The organism is Gilliamella sp. Nev3-1 (assembly GCF_001690435.1).
Classification (GTDB): Bacteria; Pseudomonadota; Gammaproteobacteria; order Enterobacterales; family Orbaceae; genus Gilliamella; species Gilliamella apicola_C.
The window spans coordinates 135,896-162,730 of sequence record NZ_LZHN01000074.1 but is presented as its reverse complement, the minus strand read 5'-3'; the positions used below and the strand labels follow the sequence as shown (position 1 = coordinate 162,730).

At 37.0% G+C, this 26,835-nt stretch carries 32 protein-coding genes; 10 read left to right on the top strand and 22 right to left on the bottom strand.

The genetic code is table 11. The features are described 5' to 3' along the window. Position 1: 1 nt before the first annotated feature. The 17 genes from rpmC to iscR form a co-directional block, all read right to left on the bottom strand. The gene (rpmC, locus tag A9G40_RS12345; RefSeq protein ID WP_065567157.1) at positions 2-193 is read right to left on the bottom strand and encodes a 50S ribosomal protein L29; all 192 of its coding nucleotides are present in this window, start codon (positions 191-193) and stop codon (positions 2-4) included. Further along, a complete protein-coding gene (gene rplP, locus A9G40_RS12340) occupies positions 194-604 on the bottom strand; it encodes a 50S ribosomal protein L16 (protein WP_034911153.1) in 411 nt (136 codons plus the stop codon). A 12-nt stretch (positions 605-616) separates the two neighbouring features. Further along, positions 617-1,354, bottom strand: coding sequence for a 30S ribosomal protein S3 (gene rpsC, locus A9G40_RS12335; RefSeq protein WP_034884234.1), 738 nt, complete (start codon positions 1,352-1,354; stop codon positions 617-619). Positions 1,355-1,368: 14 nt separating this feature from the next. Then, the gene (gene rplV / locus A9G40_RS12330; RefSeq protein ID WP_034884235.1) at positions 1,369-1,701 is read right to left on the bottom strand and encodes a 50S ribosomal protein L22; all 333 of its coding nucleotides are present in this window, start codon (positions 1,699-1,701) and stop codon (positions 1,369-1,371) included. Between the two features lie 13 nt (positions 1,702-1,714). Beyond that, a complete protein-coding gene (gene rpsS, locus A9G40_RS12325; RefSeq protein ID WP_024496505.1) occupies positions 1,715-1,993 on the bottom strand; it encodes a 30S ribosomal protein S19 in 279 nt (92 codons plus the stop codon). A 19-nt stretch (positions 1,994-2,012) separates the two neighbouring features. Continuing rightward, on the bottom strand, positions 2,013-2,837 hold the full coding sequence (rplB, locus tag A9G40_RS12320; protein ID WP_065558580.1) for a 50S ribosomal protein L2: 825 nt from the start codon (positions 2,835-2,837) through the stop codon (positions 2,013-2,015). Between the two features lie 18 nt (positions 2,838-2,855). After that, complete coding sequence (gene rplW, locus A9G40_RS12315; RefSeq protein ID WP_034885052.1) at positions 2,856-3,158, bottom strand: 50S ribosomal protein L23; 303 nt, start codon at positions 3,156-3,158, stop codon at positions 2,856-2,858. Then, positions 3,155-3,757 carry a 50S ribosomal protein L4 gene (rplD, locus tag A9G40_RS12310; RefSeq protein WP_065567158.1) on the bottom strand — a complete coding sequence of 201 codons (603 nt, stop codon included), beginning with the start codon at positions 3,755-3,757 and terminating at the stop codon, positions 3,155-3,157. Before rplD ends, rplW begins: the two co-directional genes overlap by 4 nt. Before the next feature lie 16 nt (positions 3,758-3,773). After that, entirely contained in the window at positions 3,774-4,400 is a 627-nt protein-coding gene (rplC, locus tag A9G40_RS12305; protein ID WP_065567159.1) for a 50S ribosomal protein L3, read from the bottom strand. 31 nt (positions 4,401-4,431) lie between these two features. Further along, positions 4,432-4,743 carry a 30S ribosomal protein S10 gene (rpsJ, locus tag A9G40_RS12300; protein WP_006120582.1) on the bottom strand — a complete coding sequence of 104 codons (312 nt, stop codon included), beginning with the start codon at positions 4,741-4,743 and terminating at the stop codon, positions 4,432-4,434. 371 nt (positions 4,744-5,114) lie between these two features. Next, a complete protein-coding gene (fdx, locus tag A9G40_RS12295) occupies positions 5,115-5,453 on the bottom strand; it encodes an ISC system 2Fe-2S type ferredoxin (protein ID WP_065583273.1) in 339 nt (112 codons plus the stop codon). A 14-nt stretch (positions 5,454-5,467) separates the two neighbouring features. Then, a complete protein-coding gene (gene hscA, locus A9G40_RS12290; protein WP_065583272.1) occupies positions 5,468-7,327 on the bottom strand; it encodes a Fe-S protein assembly chaperone HscA in 1,860 nt (619 codons plus the stop codon). A gap of 36 nt (positions 7,328-7,363) precedes the next feature. Continuing rightward, the gene (gene hscB, locus A9G40_RS12285) at positions 7,364-7,897 is read right to left on the bottom strand and encodes a Fe-S protein assembly co-chaperone HscB (RefSeq protein WP_065583271.1); all 534 of its coding nucleotides are present in this window, start codon (positions 7,895-7,897) and stop codon (positions 7,364-7,366) included. A gap of 15 nt (positions 7,898-7,912) precedes the next feature. Then, positions 7,913-8,236 carry an iron-sulfur cluster assembly protein IscA gene (iscA, locus tag A9G40_RS12280; protein WP_065583270.1) on the bottom strand — a complete coding sequence of 108 codons (324 nt, stop codon included), beginning with the start codon at positions 8,234-8,236 and terminating at the stop codon, positions 7,913-7,915. Then, on the bottom strand, positions 8,236-8,622 hold the full coding sequence (iscU, locus tag A9G40_RS12275; protein ID WP_065567163.1) for a Fe-S cluster assembly scaffold IscU: 387 nt from the start codon (positions 8,620-8,622) through the stop codon (positions 8,236-8,238). The genes iscA and iscU overlap by 1 nt, the downstream gene beginning before the upstream one ends. 15 nt (positions 8,623-8,637) lie before the next feature. Then, complete coding sequence (locus tag A9G40_RS12270) at positions 8,638-9,852, bottom strand: IscS subfamily cysteine desulfurase (RefSeq protein ID WP_065583269.1); 1,215 nt, start codon at positions 9,850-9,852, stop codon at positions 8,638-8,640. Between the two features lie 38 nt (positions 9,853-9,890). Further along, complete coding sequence (gene iscR / locus A9G40_RS12265; RefSeq protein ID WP_065567165.1) at positions 9,891-10,346, bottom strand: Fe-S cluster assembly transcriptional regulator IscR; 456 nt, start codon at positions 10,344-10,346, stop codon at positions 9,891-9,893. Between the two features lie 162 nt (positions 10,347-10,508). Here iscR and sltY point away from each other — a divergent pair, with 162 nt between their 5' ends. Both sltY and trpR read left to right on the top strand, forming a co-directional pair. Then, positions 10,509-12,464, top strand: coding sequence for a murein transglycosylase (gene sltY / locus A9G40_RS12260; protein WP_065583268.1), 1,956 nt, complete (start codon positions 10,509-10,511; stop codon positions 12,462-12,464). An 11-nt stretch (positions 12,465-12,475) separates the two neighbouring features. Further along, positions 12,476-12,766, top strand: coding sequence for a trp operon repressor (gene trpR / locus A9G40_RS12255; protein WP_218057753.1), 291 nt, complete (start codon positions 12,476-12,478; stop codon positions 12,764-12,766). A gap of 58 nt (positions 12,767-12,824) precedes the next feature. Here trpR and robA read toward each other — a convergent pair whose 3' ends face one another. From robA to A9G40_RS12240, 3 genes are all read right to left on the bottom strand, one after another. After that, entirely contained in the window at positions 12,825-13,742 is a 918-nt protein-coding gene (gene robA / locus A9G40_RS12250; RefSeq protein ID WP_065583266.1) for an MDR efflux pump AcrAB transcriptional activator RobA, read from the bottom strand. 96 nt (positions 13,743-13,838) lie between these two features. Then, complete coding sequence (nfuA, locus tag A9G40_RS12245; protein ID WP_065579554.1) at positions 13,839-14,414, bottom strand: Fe-S biogenesis protein NfuA; 576 nt, start codon at positions 14,412-14,414, stop codon at positions 13,839-13,841. 105 nt (positions 14,415-14,519) lie between these two features. Next, the gene (locus A9G40_RS12240) at positions 14,520-15,170 is read right to left on the bottom strand and encodes a phosphoribosyltransferase family protein (protein WP_176700496.1); all 651 of its coding nucleotides are present in this window, start codon (positions 15,168-15,170) and stop codon (positions 14,520-14,522) included. Between the two features lie 301 nt (positions 15,171-15,471). Between A9G40_RS12240 and A9G40_RS12235 the strand changes: the two genes are divergently transcribed. Both A9G40_RS12235 and A9G40_RS12230 read left to right on the top strand, forming a co-directional pair. Then, positions 15,472-16,038 carry a peptidylprolyl isomerase gene (locus tag A9G40_RS12235; RefSeq protein ID WP_065583264.1) on the top strand — a complete coding sequence of 189 codons (567 nt, stop codon included), beginning with the start codon at positions 15,472-15,474 and terminating at the stop codon, positions 16,036-16,038. 780 nt (positions 16,039-16,818) lie between these two features. After that, on the top strand, positions 16,819-17,442 hold the full coding sequence (locus A9G40_RS12230; RefSeq protein WP_065567171.1) for a type VI secretion system-associated protein TagO: 624 nt from the start codon (positions 16,819-16,821) through the stop codon (positions 17,440-17,442). 386 nt (positions 17,443-17,828) lie between these two features. Here the strand turns inward: A9G40_RS12230 and pepB are convergent, their stop codons facing one another. Beyond that, positions 17,829-19,127, bottom strand: coding sequence for an aminopeptidase PepB (gene pepB / locus A9G40_RS12225; protein WP_065583263.1), 1,299 nt, complete (start codon positions 19,125-19,127; stop codon positions 17,829-17,831). Between the two features lie 83 nt (positions 19,128-19,210). On the opposite strand from pepB, the gene A9G40_RS12220 reads away from it, so the two are divergent. Both A9G40_RS12220 and A9G40_RS12215 read left to right on the top strand, forming a co-directional pair. Next, complete coding sequence (locus tag A9G40_RS12220; protein WP_065583262.1) at positions 19,211-19,984, top strand: tyrosine-protein phosphatase; 774 nt, start codon at positions 19,211-19,213, stop codon at positions 19,982-19,984. 182 nt (positions 19,985-20,166) lie between these two features. Further along, positions 20,167-21,081 carry a restriction endonuclease gene (locus A9G40_RS12215; RefSeq protein ID WP_065583261.1) on the top strand — a complete coding sequence of 305 codons (915 nt, stop codon included), beginning with the start codon at positions 20,167-20,169 and terminating at the stop codon, positions 21,079-21,081. Positions 21,082-21,521: 440 nt separating this feature from the next. Here the strand turns inward: A9G40_RS12215 and A9G40_RS12210 are convergent, their stop codons facing one another. Beyond that, on the bottom strand, positions 21,522-22,139 hold the full coding sequence (locus A9G40_RS12210; RefSeq protein WP_065583260.1) for a 4'-phosphopantetheinyl transferase family protein: 618 nt from the start codon (positions 22,137-22,139) through the stop codon (positions 21,522-21,524). A gap of 98 nt (positions 22,140-22,237) precedes the next feature. Between A9G40_RS12210 and metC the strand changes: the two genes are divergently transcribed. The 4 genes from metC to A9G40_RS12190 all read left to right on the top strand — a co-directional run bounded on the left by metC (position 22,238) and on the right by A9G40_RS12190 (position 26,702). Continuing rightward, positions 22,238-23,455 carry a cystathionine beta-lyase gene (gene metC, locus A9G40_RS12205; protein WP_065583259.1) on the top strand — a complete coding sequence of 406 codons (1,218 nt, stop codon included), beginning with the start codon at positions 22,238-22,240 and terminating at the stop codon, positions 23,453-23,455. A gap of 31 nt (positions 23,456-23,486) precedes the next feature. After that, positions 23,487-24,803 carry a tRNA lysidine(34) synthetase TilS gene (tilS, locus tag A9G40_RS12200; protein WP_176700495.1) on the top strand — a complete coding sequence of 439 codons (1,317 nt, stop codon included), beginning with the start codon at positions 23,487-23,489 and terminating at the stop codon, positions 24,801-24,803. A gap of 147 nt (positions 24,804-24,950) precedes the next feature. Then, complete coding sequence (locus A9G40_RS12195; RefSeq protein ID WP_065583258.1) at positions 24,951-25,262, top strand: hypothetical protein; 312 nt, start codon at positions 24,951-24,953, stop codon at positions 25,260-25,262. Positions 25,263-25,301: 39 nt separating this feature from the next. Beyond that, positions 25,302-26,702, top strand: a complete 1,401-nt coding sequence (locus A9G40_RS12190) for an FAD-binding oxidoreductase (protein WP_141675265.1) — start codon at positions 25,302-25,304, stop codon at positions 26,700-26,702. Positions 26,703-26,835: the final 133 nt, after the last annotated feature.

Below are 26,835 nucleotides of genomic sequence, written 5' to 3'. Positions count from 1 at the left end.
ATTACGCACCCGCCTTCTCAGTTAATAATGTTTTAACACGTGCAATATTACGACGCACTTGTTTTAACATATGAGTCTGTGTTAACTGACCTCCAGTTAATTGCATACGTAAGTTAAATTGCTCACGTAATAAATTAAGAAGTTCAGTATTTAACTCTTCAACGCTTTTTTCGCGTAGCTCTTTTGCTTTCATTTACATCACCGTCTTAATCACAAAGGTGGTTTTAATTGGCAGTTTTGCAGCTGCCAACGCAAATGCTTCACGAGCAACTTCTTCCGGTACACCGTCCATTTCATAAAGGACTTTACCTGGTTGAATCTGAGCAACCCAGTATTCAACGTTACCCTTACCTTTACCCATACGCACTGCAAGTGGTTTTTCAGTAATTGGTTTATCAGGGAAAACTCGAATCCAGATTTTACCTTGACGCTTAACTGCACGAGTCATTGCACGACGTGCCGCTTCGATCTGGCGCGCAGTCAAACGACCACGACCTACAGCCTTAAGACCGAATGTACCGAAACTAACATCAGTACTTACAGCAAGACCACGATTGCGGCCCTTGTGCACTTTACGGAATTTTGTACGCTTTGGTTGTAACATCAGCGACGCTCCTTATTGTTTTCGGCCTTTGCGCTGCTTTTTCGGTTGAGCAGCAGGTTGTTTTTCTGCTTGTTCAACGGCAGCCATACCACCAAGGATCTCACCTTTGAAGATCCACACTTTAACACCAATAATACCATAGGTAGTTAATGCTTCAGACAATCCATAGTCGATATCAGCTCGTAAGGTATGTAAAGGCACACGACCTTCACGGTACCACTCACTGCGAGCAATTTCAGCGCCGCCTAAACGACCACTTACTTCAACTTTGATACCTTTAGCACCCGCTTTCATTGCGTTTTGTACCGCACGTTTCATAGCACGACGGAACATAACACGGCGTTCTAACTGAGAAGTAATGCTGTCAGCAACTAATTTTGCATCAAGTTCTGGTTTGCGAACTTCTGCAATATTAATTTGTACCGCAACATCACGCTTCTCTTTTTTGTCTTTATATTTATTGACAATAGAAGCTACGGCATTACGTAATTTTTCAACGTCCTCACCTTTTTTACCAATCACAATCCCTGGACGAGCGGTGTGAATAGTAATTCGAACGTTAGTTTCTGCTGAACGGTCGATCACAATTTTAGAGATTGACGCTTGAGCTAATTCTTTATTTAAGAATTCACGCACTCTAAAATCACTTTCTAAATTATCAGCGAATGTCTTTGTACCCGAATACCATGTAGATGTCCAAGGCTTAACAATGCCTAATCGGATACCATTTGGATTTACTTTTTGACCCATTGCTATTCTCCAGCCTAGCGATCTGAGACGATCACGGTGATGTGACTCGTACGCTTCAAAATTCGATCTGCACGACCTTTCGCACGAGGCATAATGCGCTTCATGGTTGGACCTTCGTCTACGAAAATTTTCGCAACTTTTAGATCATCAATATCAGCACCATCGTTATGCTCTGCATTAGCAATAGCAGACTCTAATACTTTTTTAACAAGTACAGCCGCTTTTTTATTGGTGTACGTTAAAATATCTAGTGCCTGAGACACTTTCTTACCGCGAACAAGATCTGCAACTAAGCGAACTTTTTGTGCAGAAGAACGAGCGTGGCGGTACTTTGCAATTGTTTCCATCTCTTTCTCCTACTTATTTCTTCTTAGCTTTCTTATCAGCTGCGTGACCGCGATAAGTACGAGTCGGCGCGAATTCACCCAATTTATGACCAACCATTTCATCGGAAACATAAACTGGAACGTGCTGACGACCATTATGGACAGCGATGGTCAAACCGATCATGTTAGGAAAGATCGTTGAACGACGGGACCAAGTACGAATTGGTTTCTTGTCCCCGCTTTCCACCGCTTTCTCTACCTTCTTCAGCAAGTGTAGGTCAATAAAAGGACCCTTCTTGAGAGAACGTGGCATAGCTAATCCTCTATATTAATTATTTCTTATTGCGACGGCGAACAATATACTTATCAGTACGTTTGTTGCTACGCGTTTTCAATCCTTTGGCTTTTTGACCCCATGGAGACACAGGATGTTTACCAAAGTTACGACCTTCACCACCACCATGTGGATGGTCTACCGGGTTCATTGCTGTACCACGAACAGTAGGACGAACACCACGCCAACGCGTTGCACCCGCTTTACCTAGTACGCGAAGCATATGTTCTGAGTTACCCACTTCACCAATAGTGGCGCGGCAATCAGATAATACTTTACGCATTTCACCTGAACGTAGACGTAATGTTACATAAGCACCATCACGTGCAACGATTTGCACATAGCTACCAGCCGAGCGAGCGAGTTGTCCGCCTTTACCTGGTTTCATTTCAATGTTATGCACGGTAGAACCGACTGGAATATTGCGCATTGGTAAACAGTTACCTGTTTTAATTGATGCATCAACACCAGATTGGATCTGATCACCTGCTTTTAAGCCTTTAGGCGCTAAAATATAACGACGTTCACCGTCTTTATATAAAACCAATGCAATATTTGCACTACGGTTTGGATCATATTCCAAACGTTCAACAACTGCTGGAATACCATCTTTATTACGCTTAAAGTCGACAATACGATAATGTTGCTTATGACCACCACCGATATGACGGGTAGTGATTCGACCATTATTATTGCGACCACCAGTTTTGCTTTTTGAATCAAGCAACGGTGCATAAGGCTTACCTTTATGCAACTCTGGGTTAACCACTTTAACAACGTGGCGACGACCCGGAGATGTAGGTTTACACTTAACAACTGCCATTGTTCTTACTCCTCCGAATTACTCAGCGACGCCAGCAAGGTCTAAATTTTGACCTTCTGCTAAAGTAACGTAAGCTTTTTTCCAGTCGCTACGGCGACCGATTTGTTGACCACGACGTTTAACTTTGCCTTTAACAACAAGTGTATTAACGTCATCTACTTTAACTTCAAATAGTTGTTCAACTGCGGCTTTAATCTCTCTCTTAGTAGCATCTTTAGCAACTTTCAATACTAATGTATTTGTTTTTTCCATTGAAATAGATGCTTTTTCAGAAACATGTGGTGCTCGCAGGACTTTAAGCAGACGCTCTTCACGAATCATGCTAACATCTCCTCTACTTGTTTAACGGCATCAACAGTGATAACCACTTTGTCAAATGCAATCAAACTAACTGGATCAATACCTGCTACATCACGCACATCAACTTTATGCAAGTTACGTGCTGCTAAGAAAAGATTTTCATCAACTTCAGAAGCGATAATAAGAACATCATTAAGATTCATATCATTTAATTTCTGAGTTAATAATTTAGTCTTAGGTGCTTCAACAGTAAATGTTTCAACCACAACTAAACGTTCTTGACGCACTAATTCAGAGAAAATACTCTTTAATGCACCACGATACATTTTACGGTTAACTTTTTGGCTATGATCTTGTGGTTTTGCTGCAAATGTTACACCACCACTACGCCAAATTGGGCTCTTAATAGAACCTGAACGAGCACGACCAGTGCCTTTTTGACGCCATGGTTTTTTACCTGAACCAGCGATTTCTGCACGAGTTTTTTGTGCGCGTGAGCCTTGACGAGCAGCAGATGCATAAGCAACAACTACTTGGTGAACTAACGCTTCATTAAACTCACGTCCGAAGGTAGTTTCGGAAACAGAAAGCGCTTGCGCGTCTCTTACTACTAATTCCATCTCTATCTCCTCGACGTTAAGCCTTGATTGCTGGTTTAACAATTACGTCACTATTGATTGCACCAGGAACTGCACCTTTAATTAATAAAAGGTTACGTTCTGCATCAACACGCACAATATCTAAGTTTTGAACTGTTACACGTTCATTACCTAAGTGACCTGCCATTTTACGACCTTTAAACACTTTACCCGGAGTTTGGTTTTGACCGATAGAGCCATGACCACGGTGTGCCAAAGAGTTACCATGAGTCGCATCTTGAGTACGGAAATTCCAACGTTTAGTAACGCCAGCAAAACCTTTACCTTTAGATGTTCCAGTAACATCAACTTTTTTAACGTCAGTAAAAATATCAACGTTAATACTTTGACCTACAGTAAATTCACCTTCTTCAAAACGGAATTCCCATAGACCACGACCAGCTTCAACGCCAGCCTTAGCGAAATGACCTGCTTCAGGTTTATTTACGCGGCTTGCTTTTTTACTGCCAGTAGTAACCTGAATAGCTTGATAACCATCATTCTCAAGGGTTTTAACTTGAGTAATACGATTACTTTGAACTTCTACTACGGTGACAGGAATAGAAACACCCTCTTCAGTGAAGATTCGTGTCATTCCTACTTTACGACCGATTAAACCAATCATTGTTTCGACCTCTCAATCATTCAGCCTAGGATTAACCTAAACTGATCTGCACATCAACACCGGCAGCAAGATCTAGACGCATTAAAGCATCAACTGTTTTTTCAGTTGGCTCAACAATATCAACTAGACGCTTATGAGTGCGAATCTCATACTGATCACGCGCATCTTTGTTAACGTGCGGAGAGATCAATACAGTAAAACGCTCTTTGCGTGTCGGTAATGGAATAGGACCACGAACCTGCGCACCTGTGCGCTTCGCAGTTTCTACAATTTCAGCAGTTGATTGATCAATCAAACGATGATCAAACGCTTTTAACCGGATACGGATTCTTTGGTTCGACATGAGACCAGAGCTCCATTATTTAAAAGTTATAACAAAAGACTACTCCTCTTGCCCTGTTTCGATTGACAGGAGAGTGTAATCCGTTCTTTTTCGTAACCCCCAAATCGGGAGTATTGTCGATATAATTAGCTATTTTCTGTTGTAGAAATTATATCTTTTCATCATTTGTTTATATAAAGGCAATAAACAAAGTGGGCTGATTATACCCTGTTAATTAACTAACGGCAAGAAATAAATACAGATATTTAGAATCGAAAGATATGGCTGTTCGCTTGATTATCGGTTCAAAATTATGAAATTTAAAACGAATCACCAAGCTTAATATTATTCTTTACATCAAATTATAGATAGGTAATCATTCTGACTATTAATTAATGATCTTCTTTGGCGTGATTAAGGCTATATCTTGGAATTTCGACTTCTAGATCTTCATTCGCTACACGAGCTTGACAACTTAAACGGCTATAAGGCTCGACTCCCCAGGCTTTATCTAACATATCATCTTCTTGCTCATCACTTTCCTCAAGTGACTCGAACCCTTTACGAACAATACAGTGACATGTAGAACAAGCACAAGACATCTCACAAGCATGCTCTATTTCAATATCATTGCGCAATGCCACGTCTAAAATAGATTCACCTTCCTGCGCTTCAACAGTTTTTCCTTCAGGGCAAAGATCGGCATTGGGTAAAAAAGTAATTTTTGGCATAATAATCCCGTTAGTTAAATATCATCAACTTTATGGCCAGCTAAGGCACGATGGATTGACCTATCCATTCGCCTAGCGGCAAAATCTTGTGTCACACTATCAACAATTTTAATGTGCTTTTCAATTGTATAACTATCATCTGACTCACGTGCTACTTGCAATTGGCGCTGAGCGGCTAAAATTTGGCTAAGCTCGCTATCGTTTAATAAATCAGCATCTTTGTCTAAAGCGCCTTGTAAACTCTCTAGCACACGTGCCGCCTCAACTTTTTTTTCAGCAAGCATTCTGGCTTGTTTATCTTGCTGTGCATGACTAATTGAATCTTGAATCATGGTCGCAATCTCTTTATCGGTCAGACCGTAAGAGGGCTTAACTTGAATTGTAGCTTCTACACCAGTTGATTTTTCCATCGCCGTAACACTTAATAAACCATCGGCATCAACTTGAAAAGTCACCCGTATATGTGCACCGCCAGCGGGCATAGCAGGAATTCCCCTCAATGTAAACCGAGCTAAGGAGCGACAGTCGGCAACACTTTCACGCTCACCTTGCAAGACATGAATCATCATGGCTGTTTGACCATCTTTAAAAGTGGTAAATTCTTGCGCTCTTGCACATGGAATAGTGCTATTACGAGGAATAATCTTTTCGACTAGTTCCCCCATAGTTTCAATCCCTAAAGACAATGGAATGACATCAAGTAGCAGCATATCAGAATCAGATTTATTCCCTACTAATATATCCGCTTGAATGGCAGCTCCAATAGCAACAACTTTATCTGGATCAATAGACGTTAACGGCTGGGTTTTAAAATAATTACCAACTAATTCTCTTACTAACGGTACTCGAGTAGAACCACCAACCATAACGACTTCAAGCACTTCATCCACGCCTATTTGCGCATCTTTTAACGCCCGACGGCAAACAGCCAAAGTGCGTTTAACTAATGGCTCTATTAATTGTTGAAAATGCTGACGAGTAATAGTTAATGATTGATTATTAAGTGTAAATATAGCAACATCTTCATTACTCAGTAATATTTTTATATCCGTCGTTTGATCACTAATATTTTGATTAATAATAGTATCTATATTATCAGTTAAGCCAAATTCCTTTTTTATATAGTCAGCAAGCAACCTATCAAAATCATCACCACCAAGAGCAGAATCACCACTGGTTGCTAGCACTTCAAAAACGCCTTTATTTAGGCGAAGAATCGAAATATCAAAAGTTCCGCCACCTAAATCATAAACGGCAATGACCCCTTCTTTTTTAGAATCTAAGCCATAAGCAATGGCGGCGGCAGTTGGTTCATTTAATAAGCGAAGCACATGTAAACCAGCTAATTTTGCTGCATCTTTAGTTGCTTGCCTCTGGGCATCATCAAAGTAAGCTGGCACAGTTATCACAGCACCGTCAATTTCACCGTTTAAACTTTCTCTTGCTCGTTCGGCGAGTGCAACCAAGATATCAGCAGAGACTTGTACTGGATTGACCTGACCATTAGGCAGATTTAATAACGGGACACCACTTTCTGTTTGCGAAAAGGTATAAGGAAAATGGGATTGTTCTATATCTGCTAAACTTCTACCCATTAATCGTTTAACAGAACTAACCGTATTTTGGGGATCATTTATAGCATTGGATTTGGCATATTTACCAATAGTAATAACAGGGTTATCATCATGATCAACACCGTAATGTACAACCGATGGCAACAATGAATCGCCTTGCAAATCGGGTAAAACCTCGGCTTGCCCACTACGAACCGTTGCTACGAGTGAATTAGTTGTACCAAGATCGATACCCACTGCAATGCGACGCTGATGTGGCATTGGTGTTTGTCCTGGTTCACTAATTTGTAATAATACCATTTAATCTATCTCTATTGATTCATCACTTATCGTAAATTATAAATCAAATTGTTTGTCTTGTAACTTTTCGATTTGTTCAATCAATCGAGCTAGATAACGAAGCTTATAGATTTGATTAAGCGCACTTTGCCAATCTTGTTTTACTATGTCTTGTTTTACTATGAGTTGTAATAGTTGGTTATATACCATTTTTTCACGTTCGATAATTTCTTTATGAAAGTCATCTAATGCTTGAAAATTAGCTTGGTTTTCAATACTATCAAGCTTCTCACGTAAAGCAAATTGCTCCATTAAAAAATCGGCATCATGAATGATATTTTTTTCTGTGGCAACACCAAAACCTTGCAAAGATAGATAATATTCCGCAGCTTTAATTGGATTTTTTAGGATTTGATAACCATCATTAATGGTGGCTGATTTTTGCACAGCGGCCATTTTTTCACTATCAGTTGCTACAGCAAAATTATCTGGATGATATTGCCGTTGCAATTGCTGATAATGGGTTGTTAACGAAATCACATCCACCGGCAACTGAACAGGTAAATTGAATAACTCGAAATAATTAACCATAATTATTGCGCCCAATTACACGTTAAAACTTTCACCACAACCGCATTCATTATGAGCATTAGGGTTATTGAATTTAAAGCCTTCATTTAGCCCTTCTTTGACAAAATCAAGCTCTGTTCCATCAATATAAACTAAGCTCTTCTTATCAACGATAACTTTGACATGTTTATCTTCAAAGACACTATCATCGTCATTAATCACATCGGCAAACTCTAAAACATAGGCCATACCTGAGCAACCGGATGTTTTAACACCTAATCGTAATCCAATACCTTTTCCACGATTAGCCAAAAAAGCTTGAACACGATCAGCAGCGCTATTAGTCAATGTGATTGCCATTAACGTTGTCCTTTTTTCGTTTTATAGTCATCGATTGCTGCTTTAATCGCATCTTCGGCTAAGATCGAGCAGTGAATTTTAACAGGCGGTAAAGCCAACTCTTCAGCAATATCCGTATTTTTAATCGCTTCGGCCTCATCTAATGATTTACCTTTAATCCATTCGGTTACTAAAGAGCTTGATGCAATTGCGCTACCACAACCATAGGTTTTAAACTTAGCGTCCTCAATAATGCCATTATCATTCACTTTGATTTGTAAACGCATTACATCGCCACACGCAGGCGCCCCAACCATGCCACTACCGACATTAGGATCATTTTGATCAAAAGAACCTACATTACGAGGGTTTTCATAATGATCAACAACTTTTTCACTGTATGCCATAATTTGCTCCTAATATTAATGGGCTGACCATTTAATTTTTGTTAAATCAACACCATCTTTAAACATTTCCCAAAGTGGCGATAAATCTCTTAATTTATCAATAGAGTTTTTAATTAATTTAATCACATAGTCCACTTCTTCTTCAGTACTAAATCGACCCAATGAAAAACGAATTGAGCTATGCGCAAGCTCATCATTGAGCCCTAATGCACGTAGCACATAAGAAGGCTCTAAGCTCGCTGATGTGCACGCCGAACCAGATGAAACCGCTAAATCCTTTAAAGCCATCATAAGCGATTCACCTTCAATATATGCAAAACTCACATTTAAAATATTTGGTACACTGTGTTCTAAAGAACCATTGAGGTAAACTTCTTCGATATCTTTTAACCCATTCCATAAACGATTTTTTAGCGCTAAAAGGCGAGGCATTTCAGCTGCCATTTCTTCTTTGGCTATATGGTACGCTTCACCCATACCGACAATTTGGTGCACAGGTAACGTGCCTGAGCGCATACCGCGCTCATGACCACCTCCATGCATTTGCGCTTCAATTCGCACACGAGGCTTACGTCTTACATAAAGTCCACCAATTCCTTTTGGACCATAAATCTTATGACCAGAAAATGACATTAAATCAACTTTTAACTTGGCCACATCAATGGGTAATTTACCTACAGATTGTGTTGCATCAACATGAAAGACAATGCACCGTTCACGGCACATTTCACCAATTTTCTCGATGTCTTGAATAACACCTGTTTCATTATTAACATGCATAATAGATACAACAGTTGTATCACTACGCATTGCCTCTGCAAGTTTATCTAAATCAAGAATACCATCTGATTCAGGAGCTAAATAAGTTACTTCATAACCTTCTCGCTCAAGCTGGCGACAAGTATCAAGCACGGCTTTGTGCTCAGTTTTACAAGTAATAATGTGCTTACCTTTCGCTTGATTAAAATGAGCAGCGCCTTTGATAGCTAAATTATCGGCTTCAGTTGCACCAGATGTAAAAACAATTTCTCGTGAATCAGCACCAATAAGATCAGCAATTTGATTGCGAGCAATATCAACTGCTTCTTCTGCTTGCCAACCAAATTTATGAGAACGAGATGCCGGGTTACCAAAAATCCCATTTGGGGTTAAATACTGCATCATTTTTTCAGCAACTCTAGGATCAACAGGGGTTGTCGCTGCATAATCCATATAAATAGGTAGTTTCATTAATCACTCCCAATGACAAATTCTATATTCTATTTTTATTAATTGATCTGAACGTGTTGTATATTACTTTGTCGGCTAGCAACGGCTTTAACTTCTTTATCATTAACCAATTCACTTAACGTAATGCTAGTTAAAAAGTCCTCAATTCGCTCACTTAGTTCATTCCACAATGTGTGAGTTAAACATCTCACACCACCTTGGCATCCATCTTGCCCATGACATTTTGTTGCATGCACTGTCTCATCAACAGCTTTAACAATTGAGCTAATCGCAATTTGATCCATAGAGCGACTCAATATATAACCGCCACCAGGACCTCTAACACTCTGTACTAAGCCATTTTTACGTAAACGAGCAAACAATTGTTCAAGATAAGAAAGTGAAATTTCTTGACGTTCTGAAATCTCTGCAAGTGATACAGGCCCTGAATCAGCATGTAATGCAACATCAAGCATTGCTGTCACCGCATATCGTCCTTTTGATGTCAATTTCATTAATCATTCCCCTATGCGTTATCGCTTTATTGTATATATCCATTTAATTTAGTCAAGTATTTAGTTGAGTATTTTAGTAGGAATTAAGCCGTTAGTTGATTATCGACGAATCGTAACAGAATATGCTAATCTAACGAACTAAATTAATATAGGAGTTAAGGGATGAAATTAGTATTACGTTATTTTTTGATAATATGTCTACTTTATACATGTAGTATTTACACAGGTAGTGTTTACGCAGACAGGTCGCAAAAGGAGCAACGAGAACATTATCAAAAATGGCTTAATTCCTATCAATCGCTTAATTTTGAAGACCAACAAATATTGCTTTCTAGCATAAAAAATTATCCATTATATCCTTATGCTGCTGTACAGTTTTTTCAAAAAAATATCAAATTGGTTTCACCTGAAATGGTAAGTGACTTTGTTAACCAATATAAGGACTTTCCATTAACAGACTCACTAATACAATCTTATCTAACAGAACTAAGTTCTCGTCAAGACTGGAATTCAATCATTTCTTTTCCAAAAGATAATTCTATTCTCTCTAATTGCCGCTATCAGTATGCATTACTACAACAAGGAAATAACCAAGCTACCTTCAGTACTATCGAATCACTTTGGAAGACTAGCAAAGAGCTTCCTTCTGCATGTGATCCATTAATCAACGCTTGGACTCAAGCAGGTAAACGAACAGCTAATTTAATACTATTACGCATTGAACTTGCTATTGAAGCAAATAATTTAAAATTGGCCAAACATCTAACTAACCTACTTGATGACAACAACAAAACAACTAAAATCAATTTGCTCGCTGTACTTGATAATCCCAAAAAGTTAGAGGATTTTTCAAAAAATATTAAAGCTAGCACCTTCACTAAAAAAGTAGTCTTAGCATCATTCCCTCGCTTAGTAAAAACTGATATGAATTTAGCTGCATTGTTATTGCCAAAATTAGTTAAACAGCAGGCGTTAACTGAAGTAGAGCAAGCTGAATTACAAAAGAGTTTAGCCAACAGCTACTTTAAAGATTCCGCTACTAGTGAACAAATAAAATGGCGTGATAACTATATTACAAAATACCATGATACGGCATTGGTCGAAAAGCGTATCCGCCTTGCCATAGATGCCTATAACTTTTCTGATATTGCCTATTGGCTAGCGCAATTATCACCAGAAGATCAATTAAAAGAAGAATGGCAATACTGGCAAGCTCGAGTATTACTCAATAATAAACAAAAAAATGAAGCTAATAAAATTTTACAAGCGCTCACAAACAAACGTGGATTTTATGGCATGATAAGTGCACAAACACTTAACCAACCTTATTTACTTAAGAACCAGTCGCCAAAAATTACACAAGCAGAAATATCAACATTAAAAGCCAAATATGACAATCAACCTTATGTAAAAAGAATTAACGAATTACGTTATTTTGGTATGGTATCAGAATTAAGTAACGAATGGCGTTATATGTTGAATCACCAAACAAATAAAAGTGAATACTTAGCATTATCTCAATATGCCTTACAAAAAGGATGGGGGGATCTTAGCATTCAAGCAACCATTGTTGGCAAGCTTTGGAATAACTGGACGGAACGTTTACCCATTATGTACAAAGATTTATATAACAAAGCATTAAAAAATAAAAGTATTCCGCTTTCTTATGCTTTAGCGATATCTCGTCAAGAAAGTGCCCTTAATAGCACCGCTAAATCGCCAGCTGGTGCTCGCGGGTTAATGCAATTAATGCCAGCGACAGCAAAAGAAACAGCTAAAAAAGTAGATACAGTGACTTATGTCTCATCGGCACAATTGTTTGATCCTAAAACCAATATAGAATTAGGCACTTCGTACCTAAATACCGTTTATCTACAAAATAGTAATAATCGTATATTATCTTCAGCAGCTTATAATGCTGGGCCTAATCGTGTAAAAAAATGGCTTAATAACAGTAATGGTAAACTTGACGCAGCCGCATTTATTGAAAGCATACCGTTTACGGAAACACGTAACTACGTAAAAAACGTATTGGTATATGATTATATTTATCAAACAATCTTAGGAAAGAAAGATGTCAATATTCTTAATCCCAATGAATTTAATCAACAATATTAATGGTGATTACAATGAAAACTAAAGAATGGAAACAAACCGTTGGAATATTACACCAAGCATTTAACGATGGTTATTCACTTGATATATTAAAGTTATTAATGACTGCTGATGAACGCGACGCTTTAATTACTCGCGTCAAAATTATACATTCATTACTTGATGGTTCAACCAATCAGCGCCAGCTCAAAGAGCAACTTAAAATTGGGATTGCAACAGTAACTAGGGGATCAAATAGCCTTAAAGAGGCAACTCCAGAATTCAAAAAATGGTTAGAAAATATTTTATTAAACTCAGATAACTAAATATATCGGTCAATGTCTATCTACTGCTTTTTAGATCTTGTTATAACAAAATTAGTTGCTATAAATTTGGTTGGATATTGACTTCACTTTCTGTCACAACCGGCACACAATAATCGCACTCCATATGTGTAATATTCTTAATTGATTCAGTAATGTCATTATGATGATTATGATGAATTTCAATTACACAACTGGAACTGCGCAAACGTACCTTTAACGCTGGCATCGCGGCTAAATGAACTTGCGAAATAAAATCACTAAACTCATCAGGAGTGCCAATATATTTAAAACAAAGATATAAACCACCCTCACTTACAAATTGTTCTATGTACTCAAGATTATTATTCTGATCTAAGGCAATGGTATAAAAAAGATCTCGCTCATTGTCATTATCTTTACTTTTTAAGATCTGATTAAATGCATAAATTTTATCGGGTAGATTCTGATTTTTGTGTGTACAGCGAGATAAGTAATTATTAAAAAACTGCTCTCGGAGTTTAATTTCTTCATCTAGCAATCGACTTAATGTACAATTATTTTTATAGGTAATTCCCCAAAAAGTTTGTTTTGGCATATTAACAAATTTTGGCTCAGGCAATAAAAGCTGATTTTTATTTAGCTCAATAGCTGGTGTTAACCCTGTAGGATCCCAAAATTCTCCTCGACGATAACTTGCTGGGGTTTCATTAAATTGTTTTTTAAAAGATCGGGTAAATGTTTGCTGAGAATCAAAACGATATTGCATTGCAATATCTAAAATAGGCTTACTTGTCATACGTAAAGCAAGCGCTGCATAAGTTAAACGGCGATGACGAATATAAGTACCAAGAACCTGACCAGTAACTTCTTTAAACATGCGTTGTAAGTGCCATTTTGAATAACCTGATTTTCGTGCAACATGATCAATAGATAATGGTTGTTCCAAATTCCTTTCAATCCAAACGATAAGATCTGAAATAATACTAACTTGATTCATAAAACCCCATCATAATGTCAAATGGCAAACATCAACCGATTATGACTTAATCCTAGCAATAAGCAAGGTCTAAGTAAAAATTATTTTCTTTCAAATTTAGCAAAAAGAATGGGCGCCAGCTTGGTGTTCTGTAATATCTCTAACACCTGCCAGTTCAGGAAACTCTGCCATTAATTGTTTCTCAATGCCTTCTTTTAAAGTGTAATCAACCATTGAGCAACCATTACAACCGCCACCAAATTGCAATATGGCATAGTTATCTTCTGTCAATTCAACTAAGCTCACATGCCCGCCATGGTTTGCCAATTGTGGGTTAACTTGAGCTTGAATCACATAATTAACGCGTTCAATTAATGGGGCATCATCAGCCACCTTTTTCATTTTCGAGTTTGGCGCTTTTAATGTCAATTGTGAGCCTAACTCATCAGTCACATAATCAATGACAGTTTCTTCTAAAAATGGTGCACTAATATCATCGATAAAAACTGAAAAATCATTAAATTTCTCTTCTATATCGCTATCTTCTACTGTATCAGCTGGACAATATGAAACCCCACATTCTGCGCTTGGTGTGCCTGGGTTCATAACAAACACCCGAATTTGTGTTCCATCCGGTTGATTAGCAAGCAATTTTTTAAAGTGCTGTTGAGCTGATTCAGAAATAGTGATAATAGACATAACCCCTCACAGTAATGTAATTAGGTACAAATAGACCTAACATCATTTATTATAATAGTTGACTAACTTTCTTGGTTATTATAGGGATTGTTTAGGATTTTACAATACTGTACGGCACAAACAAACAACATGAACACTTGTTGCACCACATTTTTTTAATTGTTGGCTAATGGCATTAATTGTATTACCAGTTGTGACAATATCATCAATAAGCATTACCGATTTGTGCGAGAGATGTTGGCGGCACATAAAAAGTGTTTCGACATTCGTAATTCTTTCGGTAAGTGATAGATTTTTTTGATCACGTAAATTTTGCTTACGGGATAACAAATGAGGGTAAAAATCACAATTTAGCCATCTAGCGATCGGTTTTGCCAATAACTCGGCTTGATTAAAACCTCGAGACCAGTAGCGAATGTGATGTAACGGCACACAAGTCACCAAATCAGGTTTAATTAAAGCACCTGCTTCTCGTCGTTGATACCATGCCAAAAACATTAATCTTGCCAATGCAATATTTAATTCAATTTTACTGTAGAACTTAAAATGATGAACCAATTTTTTTAATGGATTAATATAATCAGACACAGCTATCAACTCATCCCAGTGCGGTTGCTTTGCACGACATCGATAACAGATATCAGTCGATAAAGAATGCGGTAAACAGCACTGATGACAAACCTTATAAAATTTAGGTAGATTTTTAACACACTGACAACAAATGCCATGATGGGGCAAAAATAAAGGCATATCACACAAAACACATCGCATAAGATTTAATAAACTGTTTGTAAAAAATTTTCAGGTAATATAAAGTGTTAATATAAAACGGTAGCAACCCCAAACAACAATTGGTTATAAGAGTGCCACTTTACCTACTCGAAATTATCAAGACACATTAATACAATAGGAATATTACTTTCGTTGTATACAAGAAAATACTTCTGCGAGTTACAACACAAAAAATTACCTAATTTTTCATAATAGTTATTTATAATAATCAAATATCCAGTATAATCACCCAACTTCCACAGGATAAAGGAATTAATATATGGAAAAAATCAAAATGCTATTTATTACAGCATTACTCACTTTATTTTCTACCGTTGCTTTAGCTGATACCAAGGTATTATTACAAACCAGCATGGGGGATATTGAACTTGAATTAGACAGCGAACACGCACCGATCACTACGAAAAACTTTCTTGATTATGTTAATAGTGGTTTTTATGAAAATCTAACTTTTCACCGAGTCATTCCTGGCTTTATGATTCAAGGTGGTGGAGCTGATGATCAACTAAAATTCAAAGACAATAACCCACCGATTAGAAATGAAGCGAATAATGGCTTAAAAAATGAGCGCGGCACGATTGCAATGGCAAGAACCAGTGATATAAACAGTGCAACTAGCCAATTTTTTATCAACGTTGTCAATAATGATTTTCTTAATTACCAATCACCAGAACAATATGGCTATGCCGTATTCGGTAAAGTAATTAAAGGGATGGACGTTGCCGATAAAATCGTCGCTGTTCCAACTAAACGTATGGGACCTCATCAAAACGTACCTGTTGAGCCTATTTATATTAAAAAAGCTGTGGTTATTGAAAGCAATTAAACATTAATACTTGCTCAAGAAATAAAAAGCCACTTTTACACTTAATACCATTCAGCTAAGCTTTTTTAATAGAATCTGGTAACGTTTTTAGAACAACGAATGCTGCGCCTTTTTGGGCGCTTTCTTTTATCAGGAAAATATAACGTTTTCTTGCATACAGCAGAATTATTCAATATGACAAAGAAAACCATTCTATGACCAGATTATGGCGATATGAAATAGAAGGTTAGCTCACGTTAATGGTTAGCGATTTCAGCTAATGAAAGAAGCACATTAGATAAAGCATAACTCACCCCATGCTGTTTTAATCCTGCACTAAATTTTTTGTGCCATACTGTGTTCTCCTATGATTGTTAGCTATATCATAGATGCGGTATTTGTCCATTTTTATTCTATAATCACTGTGGAATTATAACCGTGTATCGGCGGTATTGTGAGCTAAAACTTCATTTTAAGGCTAAGCGTAAAAAACGTATACCACCATGAAGCTTTGAAAAGCTATCGGCTCCTAATAAATAAAGTAAATGTTGGTCAATGAATTTTATGAGTGGCAATAGTTGTATCCATATATCCTGATAGCGACTGTTTAGAATTACCAAAATAAAATTACTCACGCATGAATAAAAAAATCCAACTATATTTAGTCGGCTTAATTTCAATGCTAAAAAAATACAATATAGATATATTGGATTTATATAATTTTATAAAGCTATACATTATCGTTGATTTAGTGAGAAATATGCACTAATATTTACTTCATTTAAGTTATCGGATTTTATTATGAAAAAAACTTTATTTATTTTATCTATATTCCCTTTTTTAGCATTAGCTAATGATTCGCTTGATAAAAAAATTGACACATGCAAATCTATGACTGATAGCAAGCAAAGACTCTCTTGTTATGATTCTCTTTTTGAAAGAAAAGTTGAGGTAAAATCTGATGAAAACAATATGGGTAAATGGGTTGTTACAGAAGATGTATCACCAATAGACGATAGCAAGACTGTAATGCTAACTCTTGATGCAGATACGCCAATACAAGTGAGATACGGTGAAAAAACTCCTTACCTAGTTATACGCTGCAAAGAGAAGATAACTGAAATGTATATTGGGTTTGATACTTTCTTGGGTTCTAACACAATTTATCCAACGACAAGAATTGATTCAGAGAAAGCCGTTTCAAATATGAAATGGTCAATTGCAACCAACCATAGCTCTATGTTCTATCATGGTTCTAATAATAAAACATCTGTAAAAATCACTGATTTTCTGAAAAATCTACAAACAAAAAACAAATATTTTGTGCAAGTAACACCGTATAGCGAAAATCCTGTCAATACCACATTTACTATAACTGGGCTTGATGAAGCTATAAAACCTTTAAGAGCCGCTTGCGGTTGGTAGAAGCCCTGAAAGGGCTTCTAATATTAACGCTGAGCAATTAGAGTTTTGTAATTATGTTTAACGATACTTAAAATCTGATTTGATTTATCTCGTTATACTTTTAGTTATGTGCAAGATTTCGCATTCTATGACTTTTTTATCTTAATTTAACATATAGTTATAATATCTTGATTAAAAAGCACCTTTAAAAACTTAACACTGATCAGTTAAAAAACTCCTGCAAATACAAGAAAATGTTAAAAGTTATATTTTGGCCTGACAAAATATAACGCCCCAAAAAGGGGCTTTCGTTGTTCTAAAATCCGTTACTCTATTCGATTAAAAAAGCTTAACTGAATGGTGTTACTTTCACAGTGGCTTTTTTAGCTTTCTGATAAATTTAGAGATTATTTAAGGTGACTAAGCAAATTAGCAACCGTCCTAATCCCTACTCCTGTTGCCCCTGCAGCCCATAAGGCGGTGGCGCTTTTACGGAATGTTGCTGAACAATCGATATGTAGCCAATTTTTCTGATAATTTTCAATGAAATGTGATAAAAAGGCCGCAGCGGTACTGGCTCCTGCGGTATTAGGCAATCCTGAGTTTGCCATATCGGCAAACGATGATGGGAATTGAGAACGGTGAAATTCTGCTAATGGTAATCGCCAGAATGCTTCATTTTCAATATGGCTACTAGCTAACAATTGGTTAGCAAAGTTATCATCAAATGTAAGTAATGATTGATAATCATTACCCACCGCAATTTTTGCCGCACCTGTAAGGGTTGCGCAGTCAATAATATAATGCGGTTTGTCGTTATCGGCACAAATTAAACCATCAGCTAACACAAGTCGTCCTTCAGCATCGGTATTATTAACTTCTACCGTTTTACCGTTACGGTAATGAATAATATCGCCTAATTTAAATGCATTACCGCTCACTAAATTATCGGCACAACACAAATAAAGCTTGATACGCTGATTTAACCCTCTTGCAATTGCCAATGCTAAAGCGCCCGTTACTAGTGCAGCGCCTCCCATATCAGCACGCATTGATTCCATAAAGCTACTTGGTTTTAAGCTATAGCCACCAGAATCAAAGGTAATACCTTTACCGACTAAACAAGCAACAATTGGCGCTTTAGGGTTTTTAGTCGGATTATAATCAAGTTCAAGAAAAGCGGCAGGCCTGTCCGATCCCTTACCTACCGTATAGATCCCCGTATAATTGTGTTCTTTTAAAGCTTCGCCTGAAATAATTCTATGAGCCACATCAGACGAGTAAGTACTAATTAAATTAGCAGATCTTGCCGCTAACTCAACAGGGCTTAATGTCTCGGCTTGCTCATTAACAATATCCCGACACCAATCAATAATCGCTAAGCGATGTCCCAATTCTTGTTCGTCTTTAGTATCAAGTTTTGGTCCAATTACTTCAGCGCTTTTTTTGGCATTACGATAACCTAACAAAAAATGCCAACAAGCTTCAAGATCCCAATCTTCGCCAACTAACTTAACCGAATTGATTTCTTGGCTATCTAACTTTCGCCCTGCACGTTGAATCATATCCAAACGACGTTCAGCTTTATAGTGAATAGTAATAGTTTTATCTGAGAAGCTCAGCAGTGCGTCTTTTCCCCACTGGGTTGGAGCCTCTTGATTAGAAAGCAAAATCGATAACATTGACATAGTAAGTACCTTAATCATTTATGAATCGGAAACAATGGATTAATTCTAATCAGAAACATGTTAATATGGCAAGTAAAGTTAAGCATAAATAAGGATTAGTCATGAATTGTATTGTACCAATAAAAAATGGAATTAATTTTCGCGATTTAGGCGGTATTAAAACAATCGACGGTCGCCAAATTCGCTCTGGCATGTTATACCGTTCAGGTGCCTTCTCACTTATTACACCAGAAGAGCAAAATTTTTTATGTGATGAATTAAATCTGCATTATATTTTGGACTATCGCGATAATGACGAAATTGCGCGGAATCCCGATAAATTATGGCAAAATACTCATTACATTAATGTACCCGCTAACCCTTTAAACGATACCGTCACAGCAAGTTTAACAAGTGAAATAGGAAATAATCCATTAACGCTTAAAAAAAGCTCACCATTTGATTTTATGATTAAACTTTATCAGCTACTTCCTTTTAATAATCTTGCCTATCAAAAACTTGCATCAACGTTACTTAACGCACAAGGAAAACCATTAGTACAACATTGTGCCGTAGGTAAAGATCGCACGGGTGTTGGCACTGCGCTAACGTTATTTGCTTTAGGTGTGAGTGAAGAAACTATCATGCAAGATTACTTATTGACTGAAGAGCTTTTATCAGATTATCGAGAAAATCTATTAAGTAAATACAAACATAAAGTAACGCCTGAAGAGTTTGAAAACCATAAAGTGATTTTTGCGGCTAAAAAAGAGTACTTAAACGCCGCCATTAACGCAATCAAACAACGTTATAGCACGATTGATAATTGGCTCGCACAAGAATATCAATTGGATAACAGCAATAGAAAAATCTTACAAGACATTTATTTAATCTAAAAAGATAAATAAGTTAGGGTTATTAATTGTCGGATTTACTCACACTATTTACCATATTAAGAGAAAATTCTATGATGGATAGGTAAAAATAATGCTGAATATGCGTATTCAACAATCTTTGAAACAATTTATTTTGGCTCAATTTAGGTATTATTTGAATATCTTATTATTAAGGAGAGTAAATGGCCATTCCTGATTATCAAACATTGATGTTACCACTTTTAAAATGGTTATCTGATGGAAAACCTCACACAGCGAGAGAAACCTATAATCACTTAAGTCGGTTATTTAAATTAACCGCTGATGAGATGAGTCAGGAACTACCCAATAGCAATCAACCTATTATTGAAAATCGAATTGGCTGGGCGAAAACGTATCTTAAAAAAGCAGGGTTGATTAATAATACCCAGCGAGGTATTTGGCAAATAAGTGAGCAAGGCTCAAGGTTGTTACAAACTAATCCCACTAAGTTAACCAATCAAGAGTTATTAAATATTCCTGAATTTTTATCATTTAAACAGCTATCGCACTCATCAGAAAATCAAACCAAACAAACTGAAGTCAATACGGATGAAAATACACCAACAGAATTAATGGATTCTTCTTATCAAAAAATACGAGAAACATTAGCCGCAGAATTACTTAATTGCATTAAAGCTTGTTCACCAGCGTTCTTTGAACGTTTAGTTGTTGATGTTATGTTAGCATTGGGTTACGGTGGCTCTCGCCATGATACAGGAAAGGCAACACGTTTAACCAAAGACGGCGGGATTGATGGCATCATCCAAGAAGATAAACTAGGGTTAGATATGATCTATCTACAGGCTAAAAGGTGGGAAGCAACCGTTGGCCGACCTGATATACAAAAGTTTGCTGGTGCGCTACAAGGCGAAAGAGCCAAAAAAGGCGTATTTATCACGACTTCTGATTTTAGCTGTGAGGCAATCAATTACGTTAAACATTTAGATGTAAAAATCATTTTAATTAATGGTGCTAGATTGGCTGAATTAATGATTGATTACAATGTGGGTGTTTCAACGAGACAGGTTTATGAAATGAAACAAATTGATGGCGATTACTTTGAAGATGCAGATTAAAAACCCACTATCGTTATCTAACTTGAAATATTTTTCAAATTCTGGCGTAATATTGGAGTCTAAAATAGGTAAAAATAAAAACTTCAATAAAATCAATGGGTTTTCTGACTGATTTTTTTACCATGTCGATTTATCGTTCTTTCTGACACATCATAGCCCTATATTCCTGATATCGTGCACTAAGCTTAATGCGACTATACGTGCACCAAAATGGTTAGCGATTTTCAGTTAATGAAAGAGGGGCATGAGATAAGGCATAATCCCCCACCTATTGTTTAAGCTCTACTAAGTGTTTTGACTATAATGAGTTGTTCTATGATTGTTATTTATATCATAGAAGTGATATTTGTCCATTTTGGGATAGCCCATCAAATAAAATTTAAGGTATAACAATGATGATATCTATTTGCCATACTAACCTCGTGGCAACATTCTAGCCTTTACGATTGCACCACCAATTGCCTAATCGGCACATCGCAATTAACAGAAAGATGAATATCGCCAATTTGTTGATACTGATAATAAAAGTCCTGTCCAAATGGGGCGTTAATTAACTGGTTTTCAATATCTACTTTTACCGATCTTATTTGCCAAACGCCTTTAGCATATAATTTCAGCGCAGATTCCTTTAATGTCCAAAGTTGCCAAAAGGCGGTTAATGTATCGCTTTGTTTTAGCATCCATTGATATTCTTCATCAGCAAAAAAATTTTTGGCGACATTTACATAATTGTGACGCGGCCGAGCAACTTCGATATCAAGCCCTACCTTGCCATTTAACGATATCGCAACCGCGACCCAATCTTGGCTATGGCTGATGTTAAAATCAGGAAGATGCGGCGCTAAAAAGCAGGGACGGCGATTATCGCCAATGATCATCATCGGCAAATTAGCAATTTGACAATATTGTTTAAGTAAATTCGCTAAAATTGATCGACAAACTAAAAACTGTTTTTTCCGTGCACCATTTAATAATTGAGCATCATTAATGACTTGTGGTGACAGTAGTGAATAATTCACTTCTGCTGTATCTAAATGGGCAAGTTGGGCAATTAACATGTTGGATAAGCCAGTTTAAACAAAAATTATTTTTTACTATTTTAACAGCATGCTATGCTAACTGTTATCGAAATTTATCAGATCACTAAGGATGCGTCATGTCTTTACAAACAAAATTAGTTCATGCTGGTCGAAAAACTCGCTACACCCAAGGAGCGGTAAATTCTGTTATTCAGCGAGCTTCATCGCTGGTTTTTAACTCAATAGAAGCCAAAAAAGAAGCCACAGAAAATCGAGCAAAAGGGGCTCTATTCTATGGGCGCCGTGGCACATTAACCCATTTTGCCCTACAAGAAGCCATGACCGAAATTGAAGGCGGTGCAGGTTGCTACCTTTATCCTTGTGGGGCCGCAGCAATTGCTAATGCCATTTTAGCTTTTGTGAAAAATGGCGATCATATCCTTGTATCTGAAGCCAGTTATGAACCTACTCAAGAATTTTGTGAACATATATTAAAAGATTTTGGAGTAGAAACCGATTACTTTTCGCCACTAGTGGGGAGTGATATTATCAAATATATCAAACCCAATACTAAAGTTGTATTTTTAGAATCACCAAGCTCAATTACGATGGAAGTCCAAGATGTGCCAGCAATCGTTAAAGCCATTCGCAGTGTGAATCCTGAAATCGTCATTATGATGGACAACACTTGGGGAGCCGGCGTGTTATTCAAAGCGTTAGCGCACGGCATTGATATCTCAATTCAAGCTGGCACTAAATATTTAATTGGTCACTCAGACGCCATGTTAGGTACCGCGGTTACCAACCAACGTTGTTGGGATAAGTTACGTGAACGATCTTATTTAATGGGACAGATGTGTGATGCCGATACAGCCTATATGGCAACGCGTGGATTACGAACCCTAGCAATTAGGCTCAAGCAACATCACGAAAGCAGCTTAAAAGTGGCAAATTGGTTAGCCAATCATCCTAAAGTGGCAACCGTCAATCATCCAGCATTAGAAAGTTGCAAAGGGCATGAATTTTTTAAACGCGATTTTAGTGGTGCCAGTGGTCTATTTTCATTTGTCCTTCAAGAACATTTAAGCGATGTCCAATTATCTGATTTTTTAGATAACATGACCCACTTTTCCATGGCTTATTCATGGGGCGGATTTGAATCATTAATTTTAGCTAATCAACCTGAAGATCTTGCCAAAATACGTCCAGTATCGGGGATTGATTTTAAAGGTACATTAATCCGATTACATATTGGTCTTGAGGATCCTGATGACTTAATTGCTGATCTTGCCGCAGGCCTAGATAGAATCGAACGACATAAAAATAAAGTGAATGCGTTACAAAGCTTGGTATAAATAAGCATAAATTAGTAGAAATGGATAGCAGATGAGCCATCAAAGCCAAACACAAATCGACAGCATGGTTGAACAAACTATTTTACCACACCTAAATGGCCGACAATCGCTACTCGTTGCCTTTAGTGGTGGCGTCGATTCGACCGTATTAATGCAAGCATTAGTCAATTTAAAGCAACAGTTACCACATCTACAACTTAGAGCAATTTATATTCATCATGGTTTAAGTGCAAACGCTGATAACTGGGCGGCACATTGTCAACAACAATGCCAAATTTGGCAAGTGCCATTAATTATTGAAAAAGTCAAACTTGATCAACAAGCAGGCAATATTGAAGAACAAGCCAGAAATGCACGCTACCAAGCCATTTATCACCATTTACATCATGATGAAACCTTGTGCACCGCACAACATCTTGATGATCAGTGCGAAACCTTTTTTTTAGCGCTAAAACGTGGCAGTGGCCCAACTGGCTTATCTGCAATGCCGATTGAAAACGGAAACCATCTTCGACCACTACTAACCATTACACGCGCACAAATTGAAGCTTATGCTAAACATCATCAGCTTAACTGGATAGAAGATGAAAGTAACCAAGATGATCACTACGACCGCAATTTTTTACGCTTAAAGGTATTACCACACCTTAACCAACGTTGGCCACATTTTTCGCAAATGGTGGCTCGCAGCGCTGAATTATGCCAGCAACAAGAAGCATTAATTAATGAATTATTATTGGCTGATTTTAAACAAGCCACAACCGAGCAAGGGCAATTGTGTTTAACACCATTATTTGGCTATTCAGAATATAAACGTAATGCCATTTTACGCATGTGGTTTCGATCGCAACAAATCAACATGCCAAGCCAACAGCAACTCGCCTTAATTTGGCAAACCGTTGCTTTAGCTAAAGAAGATGCCAATCCCCAATTTATATTACATAACAAACAAATCCGTCGTTATCAAAACCAGCTTTATCTATTGCCATTATACCAAAACATTGAATCGCAAATGCTTAATTGGGATTTAACGTTGCCGTTAACACTCCCTGATAATGTGGGGCAATTACAGGTGAATTATCAACCCCCTTTACCTTGCCGTTTACCCCATGCAGATGAGCAAGTGACCGTTCGATTTCATGCTCAAGGGCAACTACAGATTGTTAATAGAAAAGGCTCAAGAGCGATAAAAAAACTATGGCAAGAACATCATATTCCACCGTGGATGCGAACACGAATCCCAATGGTTTACTATAATGAACAGCTTATCTGTGCGGTGGGCGCTTTTGTCACAGAACAAGGAAAAGGCGCACAAATCGGTTTCAAACTCATCAATAATGGCTTATAGGTTTTATCGATAAAGTTTGATACGCAAAACAATAATATATTTAAAAGGTTAGCTAAAATAATCATATTTGTTAAAGCCAATATAGCTTAGTTAAATAACAGCAATTAAGGTTAATATGATTATCAGAAAATATTAGGATTTATCATCATGATGCTTCTATCTGATTATCTAAAATCTACAGATATTGAATTAATCCATAGTAAGTTAAAAAAACTGGCCATGACAAGCTTAACGCACATTCTTAATAATAACTACACCGAATTAGAGCTTAATACGAAGCAAGATATCAAAACACTAACTTTTCAAGAAAGTCTAAGTGTAATTTTAACGGGAGATTATACTGAACCTGTTTTTCAAATGTGCTTAAAAATTTATAAAGATGAAATGTATCTTGGTTATTATCACTATTTGACAACATTAGACCTTACCTTTGTTGATGAATTCTTTGTAATCAGATAGAATCAATTATTTGATTATATATCAATTAGATATTAAATTATGATGAAAAAATTACATTTATTAAGCTGCTGTCTTTGCCTGTTACTACCATTAAAAACGCAAGCTGTTGTTGTCAATGATGTGACAGGCATGACACCAGTACAAGTCGCGGCTATTGTTCAGCCTGAATCCACCCAACAAGTTGCTGAGCTGGTTAAAAACGCCTCTGGACCAATCAGTATAGCTGGTGGCAAATACAGCATGGGTGGACAAACTGCAATAACAGGGGCAATCCAGATAGATACCAAAAAACTTAACCATGTGATTGATTTTAATCCTGAACAAAAACTTTTAACCATTGAATCAGGTGCCAACTGGCGCCAAGTGCAAGAATTGATTGATCCTTACAACTTATCAGTGAAAATTATGCAAAGTTATGCCAATTTTAGCATTGGTGGATCACTCAGTGTTAATGTGCATGGTCGCTATATTGGGGAAGGCCCTATAATACTATCAGTAGAAAAATTCAAAATTGTACTGGCTGACGGCTCAATAGTCATCGCTAGCCCAAAAGAAAACTCAAATATATTTTATGGCGCAATTGGTGGTTATGGCGGTTTAGGAATTATTACTGAAGTCACATTACAACTTGTTGATAATGTTAAAGTTAAGCGCCTCAGTGAAGTCATGCCAATAACAAAATATTACTCGTATTTTACTCAACATATTCGTTCTGATAAAAGTGCAATATTCCATAACTCGGTAATGTATCCACCTGATTTTGAAACAGTTCGCGCCGTTACATTTAAACAAACCCAAGAGCCATTAACTATTTTAGACAGGTTAAAACCTAATACACAATACTCACGGACTCAGGAACAAAAAATAAAAATCGTCACCTCATCAACTTTGGGCAAACAGTTGCGTAAATTATATGATGAAGTTGATTACACAAAACAACCTGTCATGTGGCGTAACTATGAAGCAAGTTACGATGTATCTAATTTAGAGCCTATTGCAAATAAAGACAAAAGTTACGCACTAGAAGAATATTTTATCCCAATAGAACGATTTGATGATTTTTATCCAGAACTCATTGCTATTTTGAAAAAACATCAAGCTAATGTCATCAATATTTCGATTCGTCATGCTAAGCCAGATAGTGGCTCGCTACTAGCATGGGCTAAAACTGAAGTGTTCGCTTTTGTTATTTATTATCAGCAAGCAACTGATGAAAACAGCAAAAAACAAGTAGGCATCTGGACTCGGGAACTAATAGACGCCGCACTAGCAAACAATGGTAGCTATTATTTACCTTATCAGTTGCATGCCACGGCTGAACAGTTTCAGCGTGCCTACCCACAAGCAGCACGTTTTTTTAAGCTCAAAGCACAGTTAGATCCAAACAATAAATTCAGCAATATGATGTTAGATAAATATCACCCTAAAAAAGCTGAGTAAGCAACTGACAAAAGCCAAATAGCCTATTGCGGTATTGATGCTTAAACATAGACATAAGCTAAAATATTTTAACAACATTTATACGAATTTATTGAATTGATTAATGATAACGAATAATAAAGGAGGCCATTAG